Origin of the sequence: Nitriliruptor sp. (genome assembly GCF_040882075.1) — a bacterium.
Lineage (GTDB): Bacteria > Actinomycetota > Nitriliruptoria > Nitriliruptorales > Nitriliruptoraceae > Nitriliruptor.
In genome coordinates this window covers 1-18,334 of sequence record NZ_JBBEBZ010000130.1, presented here as the reverse complement: position 1 = coordinate 18,334, position 18,334 = coordinate 1, and the positions used below count along the sequence as shown (strand labels likewise).

Genomic DNA, 18,334 nt, shown 5'->3' with positions numbered 1-18,334 from the left:
GACGGCAGCACGGCGCGGTTCGTGGTCACGCGGGTCGAACGGTTCGCGAAGACCGAGTTCCCCACCGCCGAGGTCTACGGCGACCTCGATCACGCGGGGTTGCGGCTGATCACCTGCGGCGGCGACTTCGATCGGGAGCGGCGCACCTACGAGGACAACCACGTCATCTTCGCCGAGCTCGCCGGTTGAGACGCGCGAACGCCCCGTCCGGGGACGGGCGTTCGTGGGTGGAGGTGATCGGATCTGAACCGACGGCCCCGCGGATAGAGGCGATCCACGACGATCCACAGTTTCAGCCTTCCGGAGTGCACCCGGAACGACGCGATCAGACTGAGCGCCCACGGGAGGAGGGGTGCCAGGTGCAGTCGCTGCCTGAACGACAGCTCGGTGACGCGGGGCTACCGGCGGAGATCGTCGACGAGATCGTCGAGCACCTGTTCCTCGTGGACGGCGACGCCGCGGACGTTCATCGCGTCGGCCAGAGCCGGTGCCCACGGGACACCGGTGACATGCCCTGCGAGCGGCGGGCCGGACGGCGCCGATCGGTAGGCCGCGATGTCCATGCGCCACGGGCGTGCGCCGAACCGTTCGATGACGGTGCTGGCGATGCGCAGGCCCCCGCGGTCGAAGTCGCCGTGGTGGAGGAGGCCGGCTCCGACGGCCGCCAGCTGTCGCAGCAGGGTCTGCACCGCAGCGGATGGCTGCCCGTCGGTGCACACCAGCGGTGCGCCGGTCGCTCCGAGCGTGTCCGCGGCCGCGGCGACCACGGTGGGGTTCTCGCAGACGTGGACGGTGCATCCGGCGAGCCCGGTCAGCGTCGGCGGGTGGCGCAGCAGGGAACCCAGGGTGAGACGGACGGGTTCACCGACGTCCGCGTGGGCCTGGAGCGTGCGGTCGACCGGCCCCCGGCCGCTGGCGGCGAGGTTCCACACCAGGGCGGGAGCCGCGAGCTCGTCGAGCAGCACACCGGCCGCCGCCCACAGCGCCCGGCGGTCGGCGCCGGTGGGCAGCGGGCCGCGCTCGTCGGGCGGCAGGTAGCGCTGCTGGAGCGCCTTGAGCACCAGTGTGGCCTCCGGTCGGTCGGCGTCGAGGCCGTGGCTGTCACCGAGCGTCTCGGCGGCCAGGCGGGCCAGCCGGACACCCGAGACGGGCAGGCCGGCGAGCACGCCCCGTGCACGTGCCAGCAGGTCGGCCGCGTGCTCCGGACCATCGGAGATGCGTCGTAGCAGACCCGTCGCGCGTAGCTCCTCACCCCAGCCGCGGAGCCACGACTCCTCGACATCGAGGCCATCGAGGCCATCGAGGTCGTGGAGCACCGCAGCCCAGGCCTCCTCGGTCGTGCGACGCCGCCCCACGTGGTCGACGATGGGGCCGTCGAGCGCCTCGATGGCCTGCCGCCAGCCGGCGCACACCCCGGCCGCGGCCAGCAGCCGGCCGACCTCGTGCAACGGCACCGTCACCGACGCACCGCTCGACGGCCGGCGACCGAGCAACCGGTCGACGGCGGCCCGCTCCCGGTCCGAGGGGTCGGCCAAGCTGATCGAACCCGCTGCGTCGCCACCGAGCTCGAGCCGGCGGCGCACCCGACCGCGGAGCCGGGCCAGGTCCTCACCACCGAGCAGGGCCTCCAGCCGCGCCAGGTCGACCGCGTCATCGCTGCCACGCCGGGCGGAGGCCTCAGGCATCCGCCCGGACTCGCTCTCGCCCGTTCCACACCCACCGGGAGACCCCCACCGCGTCGATCCCGGCTCGCGTCGCCAGCTGCGCGATCGCGAGGGCGGGAACGGTCGGGTAGCAGCCCCACTCCCGCTCGCTGGTCATGACCAGGTCGAGGTCGAACTGCTCGAGCAGACCGAGGCACTTGGCGCGCATGCTGGCGTCGATGCCGACGAACGCCTCGTCGAGCATGATCAGCCGCGGTGCGTGCGGGTCGGCGGAGCGGTAGTGGGCTGCGGCGGCGGCGAACTGCGGGATGGTCAGGGCGAGCGCCTTCTCGCCGCCCGAGCCGGTGCCGTGGCTGCGGCGGGTCAACCGCTCCCACTGACCGTCCTGCTGGCGCTCGACCACGAACTGGTGCCACCCCCGATGATCGAGCGCGGCCTCGAGGTGCGCCTGCCACGTGCCGGTCGGGTCCGTCTCGCGGACCTGCGCGATCCGTTGCTGCAGGAACGCGCCGATCTCGTCGCGCTGCGCGGGCGTCCACCCGGCGTGGTGGGCGAGCAGGTGTCGACGTGCGGCGCCGAAGGCGGGCAGGTCGGCACGCGGGTGCCAGGCGAACCGCAGCTTCATCCCCGTCGAGGTGGGCATGCGGTCGAGCTCGGCGTTGACCTCCTTGACCCAGTCCTCGCCGGCACGCAGGAGCCGGTGCAGGTGCGCGGCGACATCACCGATGAGGTGGTTCTGCAGGACCTCGCGTTCCCGGGCGGTCAGCAGGGCGCGCCGGTTGGTGACCTCGTCGACCAGCAAGCCGTGCAGTGACGGCATCGACCGGGCTGCACCCTGGAACGGGGCGGTGACCACGAACAGGTCGTCCACCAGCGACGCCGTCGGGTGCAGGTCGTGGGGGAGAAGCGCGTGCTCGAGGTCGGCGTAGTGGCCGTGGATGCCGCGCTGGACCCGGCTCCAGCTGGCATCATCGACCGTGGTCTCGGCCAGCGCCTGGTCGATGCGACGCGCCACCCGCACGCCGCGATCGGCCGACCACACGCCCGCCGGCCCGTCGGTGGGCTCGGCCACCGGATGTCCGGCGACCGGGAACAGACCGGCACCATCGGCGGCGGCCAACCGTCTGATGGCCTCGGCGCGGCGTCCCGTCTGGTCGTCGAGCGCCTCGGCGAGGTCGTCCATCCGCTGCTGGGCCGCCTCGCGGGCGCCGGCGGCGACCACCCGGTCCTCGTCGAACCGTTCGCGTCGCGCGGTCGCTGCGACGAGGTCGGACCGGGCGCGTTCCAGCCGTGCCAGCAGCTGGTCGGCCTCCTCACCGACGGTGGCTTCGAGGGTGTCACGCCGGGTCGCCGCGGCCACGGCGGCGTCGCGCGCCTGCCGAGCGCGGTCTGCGTGGCGCTGCAGGTCGGTCGTCGCCGCCTCGAGGTCACTCTGCACCCGGTCGTGGTCCGCCAGGTTCCCCGCGTGGGCGACCAGGGTCGGCCACAGGCCGGCCAGCGCCGTCTCGTGGTCGGCCAGTGCGTTGGCGAGACGGTCGAGATCGTCGGCGTGCTCCGCCAGGCCGAGGTCGGTGGCGGCCTGGTCGCTGGCGGCGCGGGCCTGGTCCAGCCGCGCCGTTGCGGCGGCGACGCTGGCGTCCGCCTCGGCGAGACGGTCACGCAGGGCGGCGACCTGGCGGATGGCGGCGACGTGGGCCGCAGCGGCGTCGCGGATCGGGGTGTCGGTCGGGGCGGTGTCGCGCTCGTGGGCCAGCTGGTCCGCCCGTCCGGCGACGCGGTCGCGGTCGGCGCCGAGCGCAGCCAGGGTGGCGTCGAGCTCGGAGCGTCGGCGGTCGAGGTCCGACAGCCGGTGGCGACGGGCGGCCTCCCGCGCGGCGTGGCCCAGGTGCTCGGCGGCGGGCTTGGTCCAGCTGCCGTGCAGCGGACCGTTGCGGTAGCTGCCGTCGTTGGCGACCCAGAGGGTGCCGACGGCGGGGCGCCTGCCGATGCGCGCCAGGATGGCCGCGACCGTGTCGGCCCCGACGGCGGACGCTTGGCGGTCCTCGCCGTCGATGGCGGGGACGAGCACCGCGCCGAGCCCCCCGTCGGCGGCCGGCGACAGATCGCCGACCACGAGCACGACGTCGTCGGTGCCCGCCTCGAGGACCTCGCCGTCGGGCGTGACCCACGCGTCGAGGAGGCCCGCCGCCTCCAGGGCGGCTTCGTACCCGGCGGTCCGCTCGGGGTCGAGGTCGGCCGCCGGCTCGACCAGCTGCCACAGGGGGGCGCCGGGGCGAGCGGCGCGGGTCTGGGGGTCCCGGGTGTGGGGTGGCGGTGGCGGCAGGTGGCGAGCGGCGGCGACCGCTGCCCGCTCCGCAGCCAGCTCGTCGTGGCGGGCGACCGCGTCCGCACGCGCCGCGTTGATCGTCGCCCGGTCGTCGGCCAGCTGCGTGGTGGCCGTGGTGACCGCGTGCTCGACGGCGCGGACCAGCGGTGAGCGGTCCGCCTGGGCGTCCCGCCACGTCTCGAGCTCCCACGCCAGCTCGTCGGCCGACGGGACCGACAGCTCGCGCAGGTCGGCGATCCACCGCCGGTAGTCGGCGACCACGTCGCCGACCGCCCGTTCGCGTGCGGCGGCGCCGTCGCGCTCGTCGTCACGAGCCGTGTCGAGCTGGCCGGCGAGCTCGTCACGGCGGTGGCGCACGGTGGTGAGCTGCGAATCTGCCGCGACGACGGTGGCGCGCAGGTTGCGCAGGTGGGTCAGCGCGTCACGACGGCGGGTGACGGCCTGCTCGGCCGAAGCACGCGCCCGGTCGATCGTGGCGAGGTCGCGCAGGCCGGTCGCCTCGAGGTCGGCGACGGCACGGACGTGCTCCGTCGCGAGCACGGCCGACGCGGCGGCCGCGCTGGCCAGCTCGGTGGCACGGACGACGGTCGCACGCGCGTCGGCCAGACGGTCGGCCGACGCGGCGACCCGGGTCTGGTGCTCGGCCACTCCTCGATCGGCGCGGTCCCGGTCGGCCTCGACGTCGCCGGCCCGCTCTGCGGTGTCGGAGGCGGCGCGCCGGGCGTGCTCGAGCTCCCGGACGCGGTCCATGGCCGGGGACGCCTCCAGCGTGCGGGCTTCCTCGGTGTGGCGCCGTTCGTCGTGGCGGGCGGCGTCACGTCGTGCGGTGAGCTCGGCGAGCCGCGCGTCCGCCTCGCCACGCTCACGTTCGGCATCGCGCAACCGACGTTGGGTCCGCTCGTACTCGCCGTGGGTGGCGGTGACCTCGAGCGCTCGACGGCGGGTCGCGACCGCGGCGTACCGACGGTAGGTGTCCAGGAACGTGGCGGTCGCCTCGGCGGCCGTGGAGAAGGCGTCGAGCTGCTCCCGGTCGGCCTCGAGCGTCCGGAACGCCTCCGCGACGTCGCCGATCACCGCGCGTGGGAGGGGCGGCAGCGCCTCGCTGAGCGCATCGGAGAGCGCCTGCTCGTCCATCTGGCGGGACAGCTGGGGGCGACGCAGCTGGATGAGCAGATCGACGAGCGCGCCGTAGCGGTGCTCGCCGAGGCCGAACAGCCGGCGGTCGACCTCGGCGCGGTACGCCTGCGCGGTGTCGAAGACCTCGCCGTGTCCCTCGAGGCCGGACCGGAGCCGATCGCGCGTGAGCGCCTGCCCGGCGTCGGCGACCAGCGACAGCGTGTCGGCGGCGACTCGGAGGTCCTCGCCGACCTCGCCGACCTCGCCGACCTCGCCGACCTCGCCGACCTCGCCGACCTCGCCGACCTCGCCGTCATGGCCGCGGACGTTGACGATCCGCTGATCGGTGACGAAGCACCACTTGGACGCGAGGCCGCGGCCCTTCACGGCGCGCATGCCGATACCGAGCGTGCAGAAACGCGGCGTGCCCGCGTCGAGGCGGCCGAACTCGATCCACGAGTAGCCGAGGCGGTCGTCGTGGCGGCCGAGCAGCAGGTTCCACTCGATGCGCTTGGCCGTGTCCCCGTCCGGTTCGAGCCGGTGCGAGCTCACCTCGCCGTCGAGCAGGAACGGCAGGGTGAGGGCGAGCACGCGCGACTTTCCGGTCCCGTTGTTGCCGCGCAGCAGCAGCCGCCCGCCAGCGAAGCGGAACTCCTCGTCGTCGAAGCGGTAGAGGTTGAGTAGCCCGATGCGCAGCGGCTGCCACCGGGAGGTGGCGGGGGCGGGCAACGACACACCACGGCCGTTCGAGGATGCGTGCACGGTCAGGCCTCGAAGAGGGAGGGGACAGCAGCGGGCAGGGTGGGAGCGGCGACGACGTACCGGGCGATCGCGGGGCGGGGGACCACGCCGGTCTGCACGGTGCGCACCAGCCCGACCGCGGCGAGGCGGTCGAGGACCTCGGCGCTCAACCGGATCTCCGCGCCGGCATCGCGCACATCGCGACGCCAGTGGTCGGCGTGTTCGGTGATGAGGTCGGCGACGACGGCCTCGACCTCGCCCGTCGCGACCACCACCCCCGGCTCGTCGCGGAGCCGGCGTGCGAGCTTCTCGGCGACGAGCAGCGTGAGGTGGCCGTCGGTCCCCTGATCGGGCACCTCGAGGTCGGTGGCGTCGCCACGCTCGTCGACCATGGCGATGCCCTCGGCGCGGACCTCGGGTTCCAGGCCCGTCGCCTCGGTCACGGCGGCGATCAGACGGGGGCGTTGGCTGGTCAGGTAGGCCCGCTGCTCGTCGTCGAGGTCGTCGAGGTAGACGACGGGGTCGTCGAGGAGCCGGCGCGTGAGGTGGGTGCGGATCGCGCGGTTGTGAGCCTCCGGGGTGTCGGGGGCGACCTCGGCCGTCAGCGCGACCAGCCGCGCATCGGGGTCGACGGCCTCGACGCCGGACGGGGGCCGGCGGGCGACCAGCACGGCCGACAGCGCGGTGCGGTCGATGGTGTACAGCGCATCGCCGGTCCCCGCGACGTAGTCCGCGTCGGCACCATCGACGTGGCGGAGCACGCCGAGCTGCAGCAGCAGGCGGACGATGGCGACCAGGTCACGGCGCTGGTCGCGCGTGTCGAGCTCGAAGGCGATGCCAGCCTCGCCCAGCTCCGGGTCGGCGGCGACCGATCCGACGATGAGGTCGGCGAGCTTGCCCAGCGCCACCTGCCGATCGGCGGTTTCCAAGCTCGCCAGCGCCAAGCACAGCAGCACGTAGCGGCGCCGCGAGAACGGCGGGTCGGCCGGTCGGGCACGGGCGGGGCGGCTGCCGTCATCGAGGGTGGCGGGGACCTTGCGCAGCCGGGCGAGGGTGGTGTCGACCGTCAACGTCCAGCCGGCCTCGTGGGCGAACCACCGGCGGAGCCAGTCCGCGTGACGACGCACCAGCCGGAAGGCATCGAGGTCGCGGTCGGCGTGCAGTAGCGGCGAGGTGAGCAGCGCCCGGGCTGCGCGGCGGCGTTCGTGCCGCTCCTGCTGGTCACGTCGGTCGTGGACCTCCGTCGAAGGTGTACTCACGCGCCGACCTCCTCGGGGACGAGCACGTCGTCGGCGGCCGTCGCCCTCCGTGGCCGGCCAAGGTCGGTGCCGGTGAGGTCGACGATGGCCACGTGGTGATCGGGACCGATCAGCGCCCCGTCGGTCGTGACGATGGTCGCCTGCCGGTCATCGTCGGTGGGGGTCAGACGGATCTCGAGCCCGCCATCAGCGGAGGTGACGCGGACGGCGCGGTCGGGGCCTGCGACCCCTGGCGCCGAGGCGGACAGGGCCTCGCCGAGCAGGTCGAGGAACGCGCCGAAGGCCGCCGGGTCGAGGTGGCCCAGCTCCGACAGCCGGACGGTGCCGTCGGTGACCAGCTGAGCGCGCGCGTCGGCCAGCTGGGCGGTCTCCAGCTCGGCCTGCCGGGCGAGCAGCGCCTTCTCCGCCGAGCGATCCACGATGCTGGCGGGACGGCCGCGACGCACGTAGTGGCCGGTGCGACGCAGCTGGGGCGAGACCTGCAGCGGTGGCGCGTCCAACCAGCTGATCGACGCACGCACCGGCTCGTCGGCGCGGGCGTCGAGGGTGTCCCCGTCGACCTTGAGGTGACGCGAGGGGCTGAGACCGAACGCGGCGCGCCACAGCCGGTGGGCGTCGGCATCGCTGGGGCACTGGGCGAACCAGCGGGCCAGGGTGCGAAGGTCCGCGGGCCGGTCGGTCCGCGATACCCGTCGCTGGTTGATCTGGCTCACGGCCTGCAGCAACGCCGGGATGGCTCGACGCGCCCGCTCCCGGAGCACGTCGGCCTGGGCCCGGTCGTCGGTGGGCGCGACGAACCAGGCGGTCAGCCCCGCCCACCGATCGCTCCAACGGGCGTGGACCGCCGCACGGTCCGCCTCGGTGACCTCGAGCCGGTCGGCCAGGTCCCGCTCGGCGGCCAGTGCCAGCAACCGGGCCGAGCCGGCCGCGTCGATGTCGGCGAGCAGCGTCGCGATGCGCCCTTGGGCCACCACGAGGTCGCCGATGAACCGCTCGAGGTACTCGATCAGCCGGTCCTTGTAGGCGAGGAAGGCCTCGAGGTCGATGCCGTGCAGGTCGACGGTGCGCTGCAGCCCGGTGATGAAAGTGCGGGCCCGGTCGGTCAGCTCCTCGAGGCGGGTCGTGAGCGTGGTCAGCGACCGGTGGACCTTGCCCGGGTCCGGAGCCTCAGCACGGGCCAGGCCCAGCAGCTCGGCCAACAGCTCCTGGATATCCGCGAGCGCCGAGGTCTGCAGCTCGCCGGGGACCACCAGCAGGTCTTCGAAGTGGGCGACGGCACGCTCGGCCGCCTCCCCCTCGAGCGTGAGCTGGTACAGGAACCGGGCGCGGTAGAACTCCTCGACGGTGGCGACCTCGGCGGTGTCCGGGTCGGCCCGCAGGTTGCCCCACTCGACCAGCTGGGCCAGCAGCGTCTGCACGCCGTCGCGGTCGACGGCGGTCCCATCGTCGTGCAGGGAGGTCACGACCTCGTCGGGGCGTAGGTGCAGCACGAACCGTTGTTTGGCGTGCAGGAACGCGCGCATGACCTGCCGGTAGCGCTCGGCCTTCTCGGCGGTCAGGTACGCGAACACCGTCAACTGGTCAGTGGACACGCACTCCCCTGTGTTGATCTGGCCGACGTCGTACTGACGGATCGTCCCCGTGACGGTATCCACCGACCGGGCCGCCGGGCCATCACCGCGACGTCCCGTCCCCAGGCTGGGAGGTGATCGTCACCTACTCGCACCACGGCTCCTTCGTGCTAGCATTGACAGCACTATCTGCTGGCGGTCCGGGAGGTCAGTCATGGCGACCATCACGGTGCGCAACCTCGATGACGAGGTACAGCGTCTGCTCAAGAGGCAAGCGACCGACCATGGCCGGTCGATGGAAGCCGAGGTGCGCGCGATCCTGACCGCTGCGCTCACCCGAGGCGGGCTGGCACAGGCGTGGGTCACGGCCACCCATCACCTGCGAGGCGACGAGATCCCGCTGCCGGAGCGCTCCGAGCCCCGCCCGGTCGATCTCGGATGATCGTGCTCGACACCAACGTGCTGTCCGAGCCGCTCAAGATCAGGCCCGACGAGCACGTGCTCGCCTGGCTCGGCTCACTCGATGAGGTGGCCGGTGTGACCTCGGTCAGCGTCGGCGAGCTGCTCACCGGTGTCCGAGCCCTGCCGACCGGGCGACGCCGCCAGGGCCTGCTGGAGGCGATCGAGTCGACGCTGCGGACCTTCGCCGGTGCCGTGCTCGCCTACGACGAGCCGGCCGCACGCCACTACGCACGGTTGCAGGAACGACGGCGCGCTGCCGGCCGGCCACTCGCCGTCGAGGACGGCATGATCGCCGCGATCTGCACCGCGCGCGGCGCGACCCTCGCGACACGCGACACGACCGACTTCACCGGGCTCGACCTGGACCTGATCGACCCGTGGTCGACCTCCAGCTGACCGGTGCACGGGACGCGAACGCCCAGCAGCAGTCGCCGACCAGCTCCGCTCGCGCCAGCATGGCCCGCCTTCCCGCGACCAGCTGACGACCGGCCCGCCAGCATCCCCTCGTGCACACGTGACAGGAACGACCCGACCTGCTGCGTTCGAGGTGCGCCGCAAGGTCCAGTTCACCAGCGGCATCCAGGTACGCAAGTGCGTCGAGCTGCCAGCCCGTGCCGTCGAAGTCGGCTGCCAGCAGCCAACAGGAGTCGTCCTCGAGCAGCGGGTACAGCCCGACCGTGTCCTCACCGGACAGATGGCGCCGGACGACCTCGTTGGTCACCGGCAGGTACCGACGCTCCCGGCTCGGCCGGCCCTTCCGCCACCCCCCGGCCACGGCCGGCACGTACCCAGCCTCACCGCGCGAAGTGCTCCAGCGCACCGCGTGGACGTCCTCGCGGCCACGGAACAACGACCGGAACAGCCGCACCCGTTCGGACAGCGGGGAACGTCCATCCACCGGATCCGGCTGGATCGACCGCAACGCGACCGACGTCGGTCGCGCAGGTTCCTGCGGCAGCGGCTCGTCGGGTCGAGCCCCACCAGCTGCCGTAGCCGCGCGTTGTCCTGGCGGAGCCGATCGACCTCCACGCGTAGCCGCTCGTGCCCCGAACTGGGATCACACCGATCCGGCACCTCCACCACCTTCTCGTCGAGGAGCGTGACACCTCCGGATCAGCAGCAGCAAGCGCGGCGAATGGCGACCACCGCGGACCATCTCGGTACCGTCCGACGATGCCGGATGAACGGGAGACCACTCATGGCCCGGAAGCCACGTCGAGGTGGAGCGTTGCGCCCGGTCGGGGGCCAGGCGGAGCCGCAGGAGCCCGACCTCCTCGCCGAGGTCCGCGACCTGCTCGCCGAGCACCACCCCCTACCGCTGCTGACCTACGTCAGCGGCCTGCTCGACGCGGTCGAGGATCCCGGGCCGGCCATCTGGACGCAGCCGGCGCCCGAGGTGAGCCTGACCGGGCTCGTCGACACGTTCGCCGCCGTCGATCGGCTCGAGACCACCGCCCTGCTGGTCGTGATCGCCGAGCTCTCCGACGACGAAGTTCTGGTCCGTCGGGTCCGCCGCGACCTGGTGGGGCGCGACCACCGGCTGCCGGCCTGGTTGGTCCAGCTCGCAGCGGTGCAGCCTGTGGACGCACGCCTGGCGGCGCATCCGCTGGGTGCGTTCACGATGGTCCTGATCGGCCTACGCACCGCTGCCGGCGCCGAGACCACGGCGGTGGTCGAGATCGACCACACCCTCGGGACGGTCGCAACCGAGGGGTTCTGCTACCCGGGCCCGGTCGACGTGGCCGCCGATGAGCTCGACGATCCCGACGATCCCGAGGTCACCGTCGCGACGATCGACCTCGCCGACGCACGAGCCCGCATCGAGGAGGCCGTCGCGACGGGCCGCATCACCGTCCCACCGTTCGAGACCGACACGTGGCCGGCCGTCCGGCCGTTGATCTCGTGGGTGCTCCGCCAGCTCCCGACTGGCGGGGAGGGGCGAACCCGACCGGACGTCAACGACGCCGAGCGGGCGGCGATCACCCGCGCGTTCTTCGCCTCGCCGTACGGACGCGACCACGACGACCAGGACGGTCACGGCCTGCTCGACTCGCTGCTGTGGTACGGCTGCGACTACGGCACCGGCGATCCGTTGACGTGGAGCACCGCCGAGGTCGAACTGCTCCTCACCGACTGGCTGCCCCGCAAGATCATCGCCGACGCCGAGTACCTCGCCGCTGCCCCTGAGCTGCTGCGTGCCCTCATCCGGTTCGGACACCACGAGCGGGGCGTGTCCGACGAGTTGACCCGCTTGGCGCTGGATGCCGTCGACGAGGACGAGCCCGAGTACCAGGACCTGATCCGTAGCGACCGGCCGCGAGGCCCGGCGGCGCTGCTGGCGGCGATGGGGGTGCTCGACGACGACCTCGATCCCGACCTGGCGGGCCTGCTCGGCGACGCCGATCCGCTGGCGCAGCACTTCCGCGCGATGCTGCAGCGGTTGGAGACCGATGTCGGTGGCGCCGATGCGCTCGACGGGCTGGGAACGGCGCCGCTCCCCGATGAGCTGTTCGACTGGGAGCGGGTCCCCGCTGTGGCACGGGAGCCTGTCGGGGAGGTCCTCGACCTCGCCGACCGGTGGTGCGCCGAGGTGCTCGGCGACGTCGAGGTGCGCACGGTCTGTCGCCGCGTGCTCGCCGACGTCGCGGCCACGGACCCGGGGATCTTCACCGGCCGCGGACACGCCCGCACGGCTGCGGCTGCCATCGCCTGGATCGTCGGCAGGGCCAACGGCCTGTTCGACTCCTGGGGTGCCGGCTGGTCGATCGGGGAGATGACCGAGTGGTTCGGTGTCTCGGGGAGCCCGTCCCAGCGGGCGCGACGGATGCTGCAGGCGCTCGACGTCGACGGTGATGCCCACCAGGGCATCTCGCTGGGCACCTCCCGGTTGCTGACCGGTGAGCGGCGCCGGCAGTTCGTCCAGCAGCGTGATGCCGCGCGTGCGTACCTCGGGCGGGACGAGGACATGGCCGCCGTGCTCGAGGGGCTCGCGGCTGGTGACGACTGGCTCGATCCCGAGTTCGATGACGAGGACGTCGCCTCGTGGCGCGACGTCCGACCGCAGGACCTCGACGAGGCGTTCCGTCACGAAGGGCTCCCTGAGCGTGGCGCCGACCCGGCACCGGCGCAGCCGTGGCGGACGCCGGAACCGATGGACGTGCTGGCGGTGGCCTGGTTCCCGCCCGAGCAGTTCGCCACGGCCATCGACCGGTGGCCCGCGCTGGCCGACCGCGTCGGCACCCGCGACCACCAGGAGTACGCCCGGGTGGTGCAGGGCACCTTGCTCGACCTCGCCCGTGAGTTCGGGCGCCATCCCGTGCTCGTGCCGGTGACCACCGCAGCACTCGAGGAGCATGCCGAGCAGGTGGGCCTGGACCCGGGCGGGTCGCAGGCCCGCGCCACGCTCGCCGCCGAGCTCGACCGGCAGGGCGCAGGCAGCGAGTGGCCACCGGGCCGCAACGACCCCTGCTGGTGTGCCAGCGGACGCAAGTACAAGCGCTGCTGCGGGACGGTCCCCATCGATCCTGACCACCGACCCGTCCCGACCGGCACGGGCGCCGAGGAGGTGCACGCCTACGAGCTCGAGGTCGACCTCGCGGGGGTGAAGCCCCGGATCTGGCGACGGTTCCAGATCGCGGCGGGGTCCACGTTCGCCGACCTCCACCTCGCGCTGCAGGCGGTCTGCGGCTGGGAGAACGACCACCTATTCGCGTTCCGGACAGCCGACGGCACAGAGGTCGCCGGTGTCCCGTTCGACGCCCCCTTCAGCGTACCGGCGCCCGACGCCACGACCGTCCAGATCGACAGCTACTTCAGCGGCAGGGACCACTGCGTGTACGAGTACGACTTCGGCGACGGGTGGGTCCACGACATCCGGGTGGTGGACCGCATCACCGAACCGGTGGACCACCAGCTACGGCTCCTCGACGGCGCGCGGGCCTTCCCGCCCGAGGACTGCGGCGGCCTGCCCGGCTACCACGACTGCCTCGAGATCGCCCAGGGTGGTGCCGACCCCCACGACCGGGCCGAGTGGCTCGGCGACTGGGACCCCGAGGCCTTCGACCTCCGCGCGGTGGCCCGCGACGTCGACCGGTGACCACCGACACCTCGTTCGCGAACCAGCTCACCGACTGACGGCGCGACCGTCTACTCGAGCGGTGCGACCAGTGTGACGTGGGCGCTGTCCATGCCAACGCTGTGGTCCAGGATCCGCGCGACGTCGTCGAAGGGGCCCGAGACGTAGGAGGGCTTGCCGTGCAGCCCGAAGCCGATGTCGCTGGGTCCGTCGAGCGCCTCGAGGTGACCCGCGGCCGGCCAGAAGTCCGGATGCGGCTCGAACCCGAGATCGACCGCGTAGGCGGCGCCACCCCAGACCAGGTGACGAGCGAGCTCGACCGGCGCCTCGACGCGACCACCGTCGAACGGCTCGGAGTAGCGGCTGGCGAACCGCTCGAGCCCGCGACGGCTGGTGACCCGCGGTCCGAGCGCATCTTTGACCCCGAGGCAGTAGGTGTCCACGAGGGTCTGGCTGCGCTGGGTCCGCTCCCTGGCCAGCTCGCGCACCAGCGGCGCGATCCGGCCGCGGGCCACACCCAGCTCACGAGCGATCGCGTTGGTCGACAGCCCGTCCGATCGCAGGCTGCGGATCCGCTCCCGGAGTTGCTGGTCATCGAACCGCTCGTCCACGGCGGTCTCCTCCTCGCTGGTCCTCCGGGCGTGTCCTCTCGTAGCCGCGGCCGATGCCAGATCGGTGGATGTGACGTCACCAGCTCCGTGGTGTGTGGACGGGCCGCGTTCCCCCGTGCGGTGCGCTTCCAGCGGTCTGCTCGCGACACAGCTCCGTCATGCCAGCATCGCCGGCATCGCCGGCATCATCCACTGGCTGGGCGAAGCGCAGTCCCGGTCATCCCGGCGCGCGACCGGGCCGGTTCGGCTCAGGCACTCGCTGCGCACGAACTCCGCTCGGCCTGGCCCTGCTTGCCAGGATCGTCCTCTGACTCCCGTTCCCCGTTCCTGAGCCACCCGCTGGAACCTTGCGTGCTACGTTTGCGACACTCGATCACGAGGGTCGGCGATGACACGAACCGTGCCCCACCGTGAGCTGCGCAACGACAGCGGTCGCATCCTCCGTGAGGTACAGGCCGGCGAGACCATCGCCGTCACCAACCGCGGCGAGGTCGTCGCGCTCTTGGTGCCGCCCGCTCGCCACCCCCGCGACACGCTGCGGGTACGGACCGCCAGGACGAGGGGAGGGTTCGGCGCGCTGCCGCGAGCAACCCGTCAGACCCCGAGCGGTGAGGTGCTCGACGAGCTGCGCGCGGATCGATGACCACCTACGTGGACACCTCGGCTGCAGCGAAGCTGCTGGTCGAGGAACCGGAGTCGTCAGCGGTTGCGGGCTGGCTCGACGAACAGGTCTGGTCGGGCGGCATCATCGCCTCCAACCTCTTGCTCGAGACCGAGCTGCGGCGGTTCGCGGTGCGTGAGCAGCTTTCTCAGGTGGCCGTCACCGAGATCCTCGATCGTCTCGAACTGGTCGAACCCGACCGCGCGCTGTTCCACGAGGCTGGCATCCTGCCCGGCGGCACGTTGCGGAGCCTCGACGCCCTGCACCTGGCGACCGTCCTGCGACTCGACGCGGAGTCGCTGCTCACCTACGACGTTCGATTGACCGCAGCGGCCGAGTCGCTCGGAGTCCGGGTCGTGGCACCCGGCAGCTGACGGAGACCACGGCCAGCGAGCTCAACCTCGGCTGATGCCGAGCGGCCTCCCAATGCTCCGCAGCGGAAGCGCTCGGCGGCGGTGCAGATCGTTACGCGCCGACACCGCTCGCGTCGAGCCGGCGGCGCCCGACCTCGAGGTTCGCCTGCTCCGCTGCGACGCGGCCCGCCGACCAGCCGGAGCCGTTGCTGATCGAGGTCGTCTTCTGCACGAGCTCGGGGAAGGCATCGCGCGCCGCGGCCTCCACCCGGTCGTCGCGGGCTGCCAGCACCGGCAGGAGCCGGCCGTCGTCGCCGGACGCCGCGACCTGCTCCTCGGTCGCGCGTCGCAGCCGCTCACCGATGCGTTGCCCGAAGCCGTACAGGAACGATCGGCGGAACGAGCGGGTCCGCGATCGGCCGGCCCCATCGCGGCGTGGCCCTTGTCGGACCATCGCCGCCGTCGCCTGCGCCAGCAGCGAGGTGGCCAGCAACTCGACAGCGTCGAGGTCGTGGTCGTAGCCGAACGCCGTGATCCAGCCGAGCCCGCTCGAGTACACGACCCGGCACCGGTTGACCTCGGCCACCTGCGCGATCAGGTGAGCCTTCGCGTCCGCGTACGGGTCGTCCACCAGGATGCGCCGCAGCGACGGCTCTCCGACATCGTCGACCCCGTGCAGCAACGCCTCGTCGATGGCGTGTCGAGCGATCAGCTCCTGCGCCTTGGCGGTGAACGCCTCGGCCTCCTCCTCGAAGTTCGTCGCTTCAGCCTTGGCGAGCAACGCGCGGACCCGTCCGAGCATCCGAGCGTCGAGGTGTCCCGTCGCCGGGGCCGACCGCGTCCCACGCTGGTCCGGGGCAGGCATGGCGTGGGGGATCACCGGGAGCCGGCTGAGGAAGCCCAACACCTCGATGAGATGCCGCAGCCGGTCGGTGTCGAGCGGCAAGCGGGACGCCGCGGCCCCTTCGAGCTCCTCCAGCTGGTCCGCCCAGCGGGGGTGGAGCGACTCCCCGCATCGCTGCCGAGCTCGCCCGTCGGCGACCGCCTGCTCGGCGACCACCTCGACGTGGGCGGTGGTGAGCTGGCGTGACACGACGTGCACGAGCTCGGCCGGCGTCCAGCCACGCGACCACAGCTGCGGCATCACAGCGGCGAGGGTCGCCTGCGCCGCGTCGAGCGCCGGGTGCAGCCGGTCCGTGAGCGTGTCGAGGAGCTCGGCGAAGCGTGCCAGGTCGTGGCCCCACGCGGCGACGGCCGCTCGTAGGAGCTCCTCGACGCGCGACGCTTCGTGCGAACCGTCCTGCCGGTCCGGTCCGGAACGCTCGTGGCGTGGACCGCCGGACGGGCCGGTCCCACCCGGTCGCCGAGGCGGCGGCCGGGACGCCCGTTGCTTGCGGCGCTTGTTGGCCGCCCGTCGTTGCTTGTTGTTCCTGCCCATGCGCCCATGCTGTCACACGACCACGACATCCCAACGGATGCCGAACCAGACCCTGTGGACGACTCGCCGCACCCCCGGCTTCGAGCGTGGACGCAACCTGCACAAGGTCGGCCTGCACGCCCAGGACACCGCCGAGCTGCACTTCGCCGACGCCGAGGTCCCCGTCGACAACCTCCTCGGCCAGGAGGGCGAGGGCTTCCGGTACCTGACCGCCAACCTCGCCCAGGAACGGCTGTCGATCGCCAGCGCGGGGATCGCGGCCGCGCGCACCGCCGTCGACGCGGCCAAGGCCAAGTGGTGGGCCACCGAGCTGCAGAAGCGGGTCACCGACCGGTGCCTGCAGCTGTTCGGCGGCTACGGCTACGTCGCCGAGTACCCGATCGCACGCCTCTACGCCGACGCGCGAATCACCACCATCTACGGCGGGACCACCGAGATCATGAAGACCATCATCGCCAAGGACCTCGGCCTGCGCTGATCGCACGACACCGCCGGTCGGGCTGACACATCTCCGTCCGCCTCATCCACAGGCTTGGACGAACCGAACCTCACCACCGACCTCGTGTGTGGGATGGTCCAGCCATGGATCTCCACGGGATGACACGCGACGACCTCGACGACCGGTTCCGGGTCGAGGCCGCGGTCGACGTGCTCGCCGGCCGTCCACCCGCGACCAGACTCGTCCTTCTCGGACGCCACGCGGCGGTGCTCGCCGCCGACGCTCGGCCCCGACGGCCCGGCGAGCACTGGCTCGACCACCTCGTCGAACTGCTCTACCTCGCCCGGGTCCTGCGACCGCGAGCGCTCGGCCTGTGCTTCGCCCTGCGACCCGACGCCGCCGATGCCGATCCCCGCTTCGCGCTGCACGTCGTGACCGCCGAGCGGTCCTTCGGCGGCAGGTGCCGTGTCCACCACCGCCAACACCCCTTCCTGCCGAACGAGGAGGGTCTGCTCAGCTGGGACGACCCGCTGCAGCCACCCCTGACCGCAGGCATCGAAGCCCTCGGACGGACGGCGATGTCCCGCACACCCCGGTCGCGACGCCGTCACCCGAAGCTCGTGGCCGCCTTCCTCCTCGAGGAGGGCCACCGGCTGCAGGTGGCACCGTCGCTCGCCAGTCGCGTGGCGGTCACCAGCACGATCACCATCGGCCCCTGACCTCCTCGTCCCGGGCGACCTACGGCGGCGGGCCCCACGTGCCGGGTCGAGACGCGCTCGAATAACCGGGCGAGCCGGTGGTACAACCTCACCCGTGATCGGCGCGGCCCGGTCCGCGTTGGACGACAAGCGGTACGTGGCGCCGATCGACGTGCTCGGCGGGCTCGGTTGACTGGCCCCGCCCCACCTCGACCGCTGGCGCCAGCGCCGGGTCGAGCACCTCGAGGCCGTCACGAACGCGGGCTCGGCAAGATCATCAGCCACGAAGGTCCTCAGACGGTGGACGCAGGTGGAGGGACTCCGCCCGAGCGAGACCGTCTACGTGGCGCGCGCTCGCGACCGCCGAGCCCTGCGGTTCAGCGTCAGCGGAGACCCCGCGCTCGAAGCGTCGTACCGCACCCACTGGGAGTCCCCAGACCTGTCGGCCCAACGGAAGAAGGTCGAGGAACGAGCCAGCGCGCACGGGACGCCGTCCGCCAAGGTCCTCGCCCCCGCGACCATCGAGCTGGCCGTCGCCGCATCGGTCCGTCACCGCGACACGAGCTACGACGCGCTCCTCACGGCTGGGGTGGAGCGGACCGAGGCGCAGCGCCCCCGGACCGTGCAGCTGGCGATGAGCACCCTGGCGGCGCGCCGCCGGGATCAACGTGCGACCTCAACGGCGACGGTCGCTGGGCGTCCGATCCTCCCGCGCGGCACCGTCGGTGAGGCGGGTCCGAGCCGCTTCGGTGATCGCGTCGTAGGCCGCGGCCACCACCTCGACGACCGGTTGGCCCGCGACCGTGCGATCGAGCGGCTCGAGACCGCGGAGCGTGGCCGCCGGCACCCTCGGGCGGTCGGGTGAGAACCGGAGGTCCCCGAGGGCCGGACCGGCGACCCACCAGTCGTCCAGGCGTTCG

Annotated in this window: 13 protein-coding genes and 2 pseudogenes; 9 read left to right on the top strand and 6 right to left on the bottom strand. The window is 72.8% G+C overall.

What is annotated here, in order from left to right; translation table 11 throughout:
• Nucleotides 1–189, top strand: a pseudogene (locus WEB03_RS07960) (class F sortase); the annotation flags it as partial.
• Nucleotides 190–398: 209 nt separating this feature from the next.
• Here WEB03_RS07960 and WEB03_RS07955 read toward each other — a convergent pair.
• Genes WEB03_RS07955 through WEB03_RS07940 form a run of 4 tightly spaced genes read right to left on the bottom strand, consistent with a single transcriptional unit; the run spans nt 399 to nt 8,761 of the window.
• Complete coding sequence (locus WEB03_RS07955) at nt 399–1,685, bottom strand: TIGR02679 family protein (RefSeq protein WP_368070415.1); 1,287 nt, start codon at nt 1,683–1,685, stop codon at nt 399–401.
• Complete coding sequence (locus tag WEB03_RS07950) at nt 1,678–5,835, bottom strand: TIGR02680 family protein (protein WP_368070414.1); 4,158 nt, start codon at nt 5,833–5,835, stop codon at nt 1,678–1,680. The genes WEB03_RS07955 and WEB03_RS07950 overlap by 8 nt, the downstream gene beginning before the upstream one ends.
• 35 nt (nt 5,836–5,870) lie before the next feature.
• Entirely contained in the window at nt 5,871–7,106 is a 1,236-nt protein-coding gene (locus WEB03_RS07945; protein WP_368070413.1) for a TIGR02678 family protein, read from the bottom strand.
• On the bottom strand, nt 7,103–8,761 hold the full coding sequence (locus WEB03_RS07940; protein ID WP_368070412.1) for a TIGR02677 family protein: 1,659 nt from the start codon (nt 8,759–8,761) through the stop codon (nt 7,103–7,105). Before WEB03_RS07940 ends, WEB03_RS07945 begins: the two co-directional genes overlap by 4 nt.
• Nucleotides 8,762–8,891: 130 nt before the next feature.
• Here WEB03_RS07940 and WEB03_RS07935 point away from each other — a divergent pair, with 130 nt between their 5' ends.
• The 3 genes from WEB03_RS07935 to WEB03_RS07925 all read left to right on the top strand — a co-directional run bounded on the left by WEB03_RS07935 (nt 8,892) and on the right by WEB03_RS07925 (nt 13,235).
• Nucleotides 8,892–9,119 (top strand): Arc family DNA-binding protein, encoded by a 228-nt coding sequence (locus tag WEB03_RS07935; protein ID WP_368070411.1) that lies wholly within the window; start codon nt 8,892–8,894, stop codon nt 9,117–9,119.
• Nucleotides 9,116–9,535 (top strand): type II toxin-antitoxin system VapC family toxin, encoded by a 420-nt coding sequence (locus WEB03_RS07930; RefSeq protein ID WP_368070410.1) that lies wholly within the window; start codon nt 9,116–9,118, stop codon nt 9,533–9,535. Before WEB03_RS07935 ends, WEB03_RS07930 begins: the two co-directional genes overlap by 4 nt.
• 832 nt (nt 9,536–10,367) lie before the next feature.
• The gene (locus WEB03_RS07925) at nt 10,368–13,235 is read left to right on the top strand and encodes a DUF6398 domain-containing protein (RefSeq protein WP_368070409.1); all 2,868 of its coding nucleotides are present in this window, start codon (nt 10,368–10,370) and stop codon (nt 13,233–13,235) included.
• Nucleotides 13,236–13,285: 50 nt separating this feature from the next.
• On the opposite strand, the gene WEB03_RS07920 is transcribed toward WEB03_RS07925, so the two are convergent.
• A complete protein-coding gene (locus WEB03_RS07920; protein ID WP_368070408.1) occupies nt 13,286–13,825 on the bottom strand; it encodes a helix-turn-helix domain-containing protein in 540 nt (179 codons plus the stop codon).
• Nucleotides 13,826–14,213: 388 nt separating this feature from the next.
• Here WEB03_RS07920 and WEB03_RS07915 point away from each other — a divergent pair, with 388 nt between their 5' ends.
• Entirely contained in the window at nt 14,214–14,468 is a 255-nt protein-coding gene (locus tag WEB03_RS07915; protein ID WP_368070407.1) for a type II toxin-antitoxin system Phd/YefM family antitoxin, read from the top strand.
• Nucleotides 14,465–14,860, top strand: a complete 396-nt coding sequence (locus WEB03_RS07910) for a type II toxin-antitoxin system VapC family toxin (protein ID WP_368070406.1) — start codon at nt 14,465–14,467, stop codon at nt 14,858–14,860. Before WEB03_RS07915 ends, WEB03_RS07910 begins: the two co-directional genes overlap by 4 nt.
• A gap of 91 nt (nt 14,861–14,951) precedes the next feature.
• Here the strand turns inward: WEB03_RS07910 and WEB03_RS07905 are convergent, their stop codons facing one another.
• The gene (locus WEB03_RS07905) at nt 14,952–16,277 is read right to left on the bottom strand and encodes a DUF2786 domain-containing protein (RefSeq protein ID WP_368070405.1); all 1,326 of its coding nucleotides are present in this window, start codon (nt 16,275–16,277) and stop codon (nt 14,952–14,954) included.
• A gap of 70 nt (nt 16,278–16,347) precedes the next feature.
• Between WEB03_RS07905 and WEB03_RS07900 the strand changes: the two are divergent.
• From WEB03_RS07900 to WEB03_RS07890, 3 genes and pseudogenes are all read left to right on the top strand, one after another.
• A pseudogene (locus tag WEB03_RS07900) lies at nt 16,348–16,755 on the top strand (acyl-CoA dehydrogenase family protein); the annotation flags it as partial.
• Nucleotides 16,756–16,859: 104 nt separating this feature from the next.
• Nucleotides 16,860–17,435 (top strand): hypothetical protein, encoded by a 576-nt coding sequence (locus WEB03_RS07895; protein ID WP_368070404.1) that lies wholly within the window; start codon nt 16,860–16,862, stop codon nt 17,433–17,435.
• A 289-nt stretch (nt 17,436–17,724) separates the two neighbouring features.
• Nucleotides 17,725–18,279 (top strand): DUF2293 domain-containing protein, encoded by a 555-nt coding sequence (locus WEB03_RS07890; RefSeq protein WP_368070403.1) that lies wholly within the window; start codon nt 17,725–17,727, stop codon nt 18,277–18,279.
• Nucleotides 18,280–18,334 lie beyond the last annotated feature (55 nt).

Coding starts and splice junctions, on each gene's coding strand:
- WEB03_RS07935 (WP_368070411.1), top strand. CDS start 8,892: ATGGCGACCATCACGGTGCGCAACCTCGATGACGAGGTACAGCGTCTG.
- WEB03_RS07915 (WP_368070407.1), top strand. CDS start 14,214: ATGACACGAACCGTGCCCCACCGTGAGCTGCGCAACGACAGCGGTCGC.
- WEB03_RS07930 (WP_368070410.1), top strand. CDS start 9,116: ATGATCGTGCTCGACACCAACGTGCTGTCCGAGCCGCTCAAGATCAGG.
- WEB03_RS07955 (WP_368070415.1), bottom strand. CDS start 1,685: ATGCCTGAGGCCTCCGCCCGGCGTGGCAGCGATGACGCGGTCGACCTG.
- WEB03_RS07895 (WP_368070404.1), top strand. CDS start 16,860: ATGGATCTCCACGGGATGACACGCGACGACCTCGACGACCGGTTCCGG.
- WEB03_RS07905 (WP_368070405.1), bottom strand. CDS start 16,277: ATGGGCAGGAACAACAAGCAACGACGGGCGGCCAACAAGCGCCGCAAG.
- WEB03_RS07910 (WP_368070406.1), top strand. CDS start 14,465: ATGACCACCTACGTGGACACCTCGGCTGCAGCGAAGCTGCTGGTCGAG.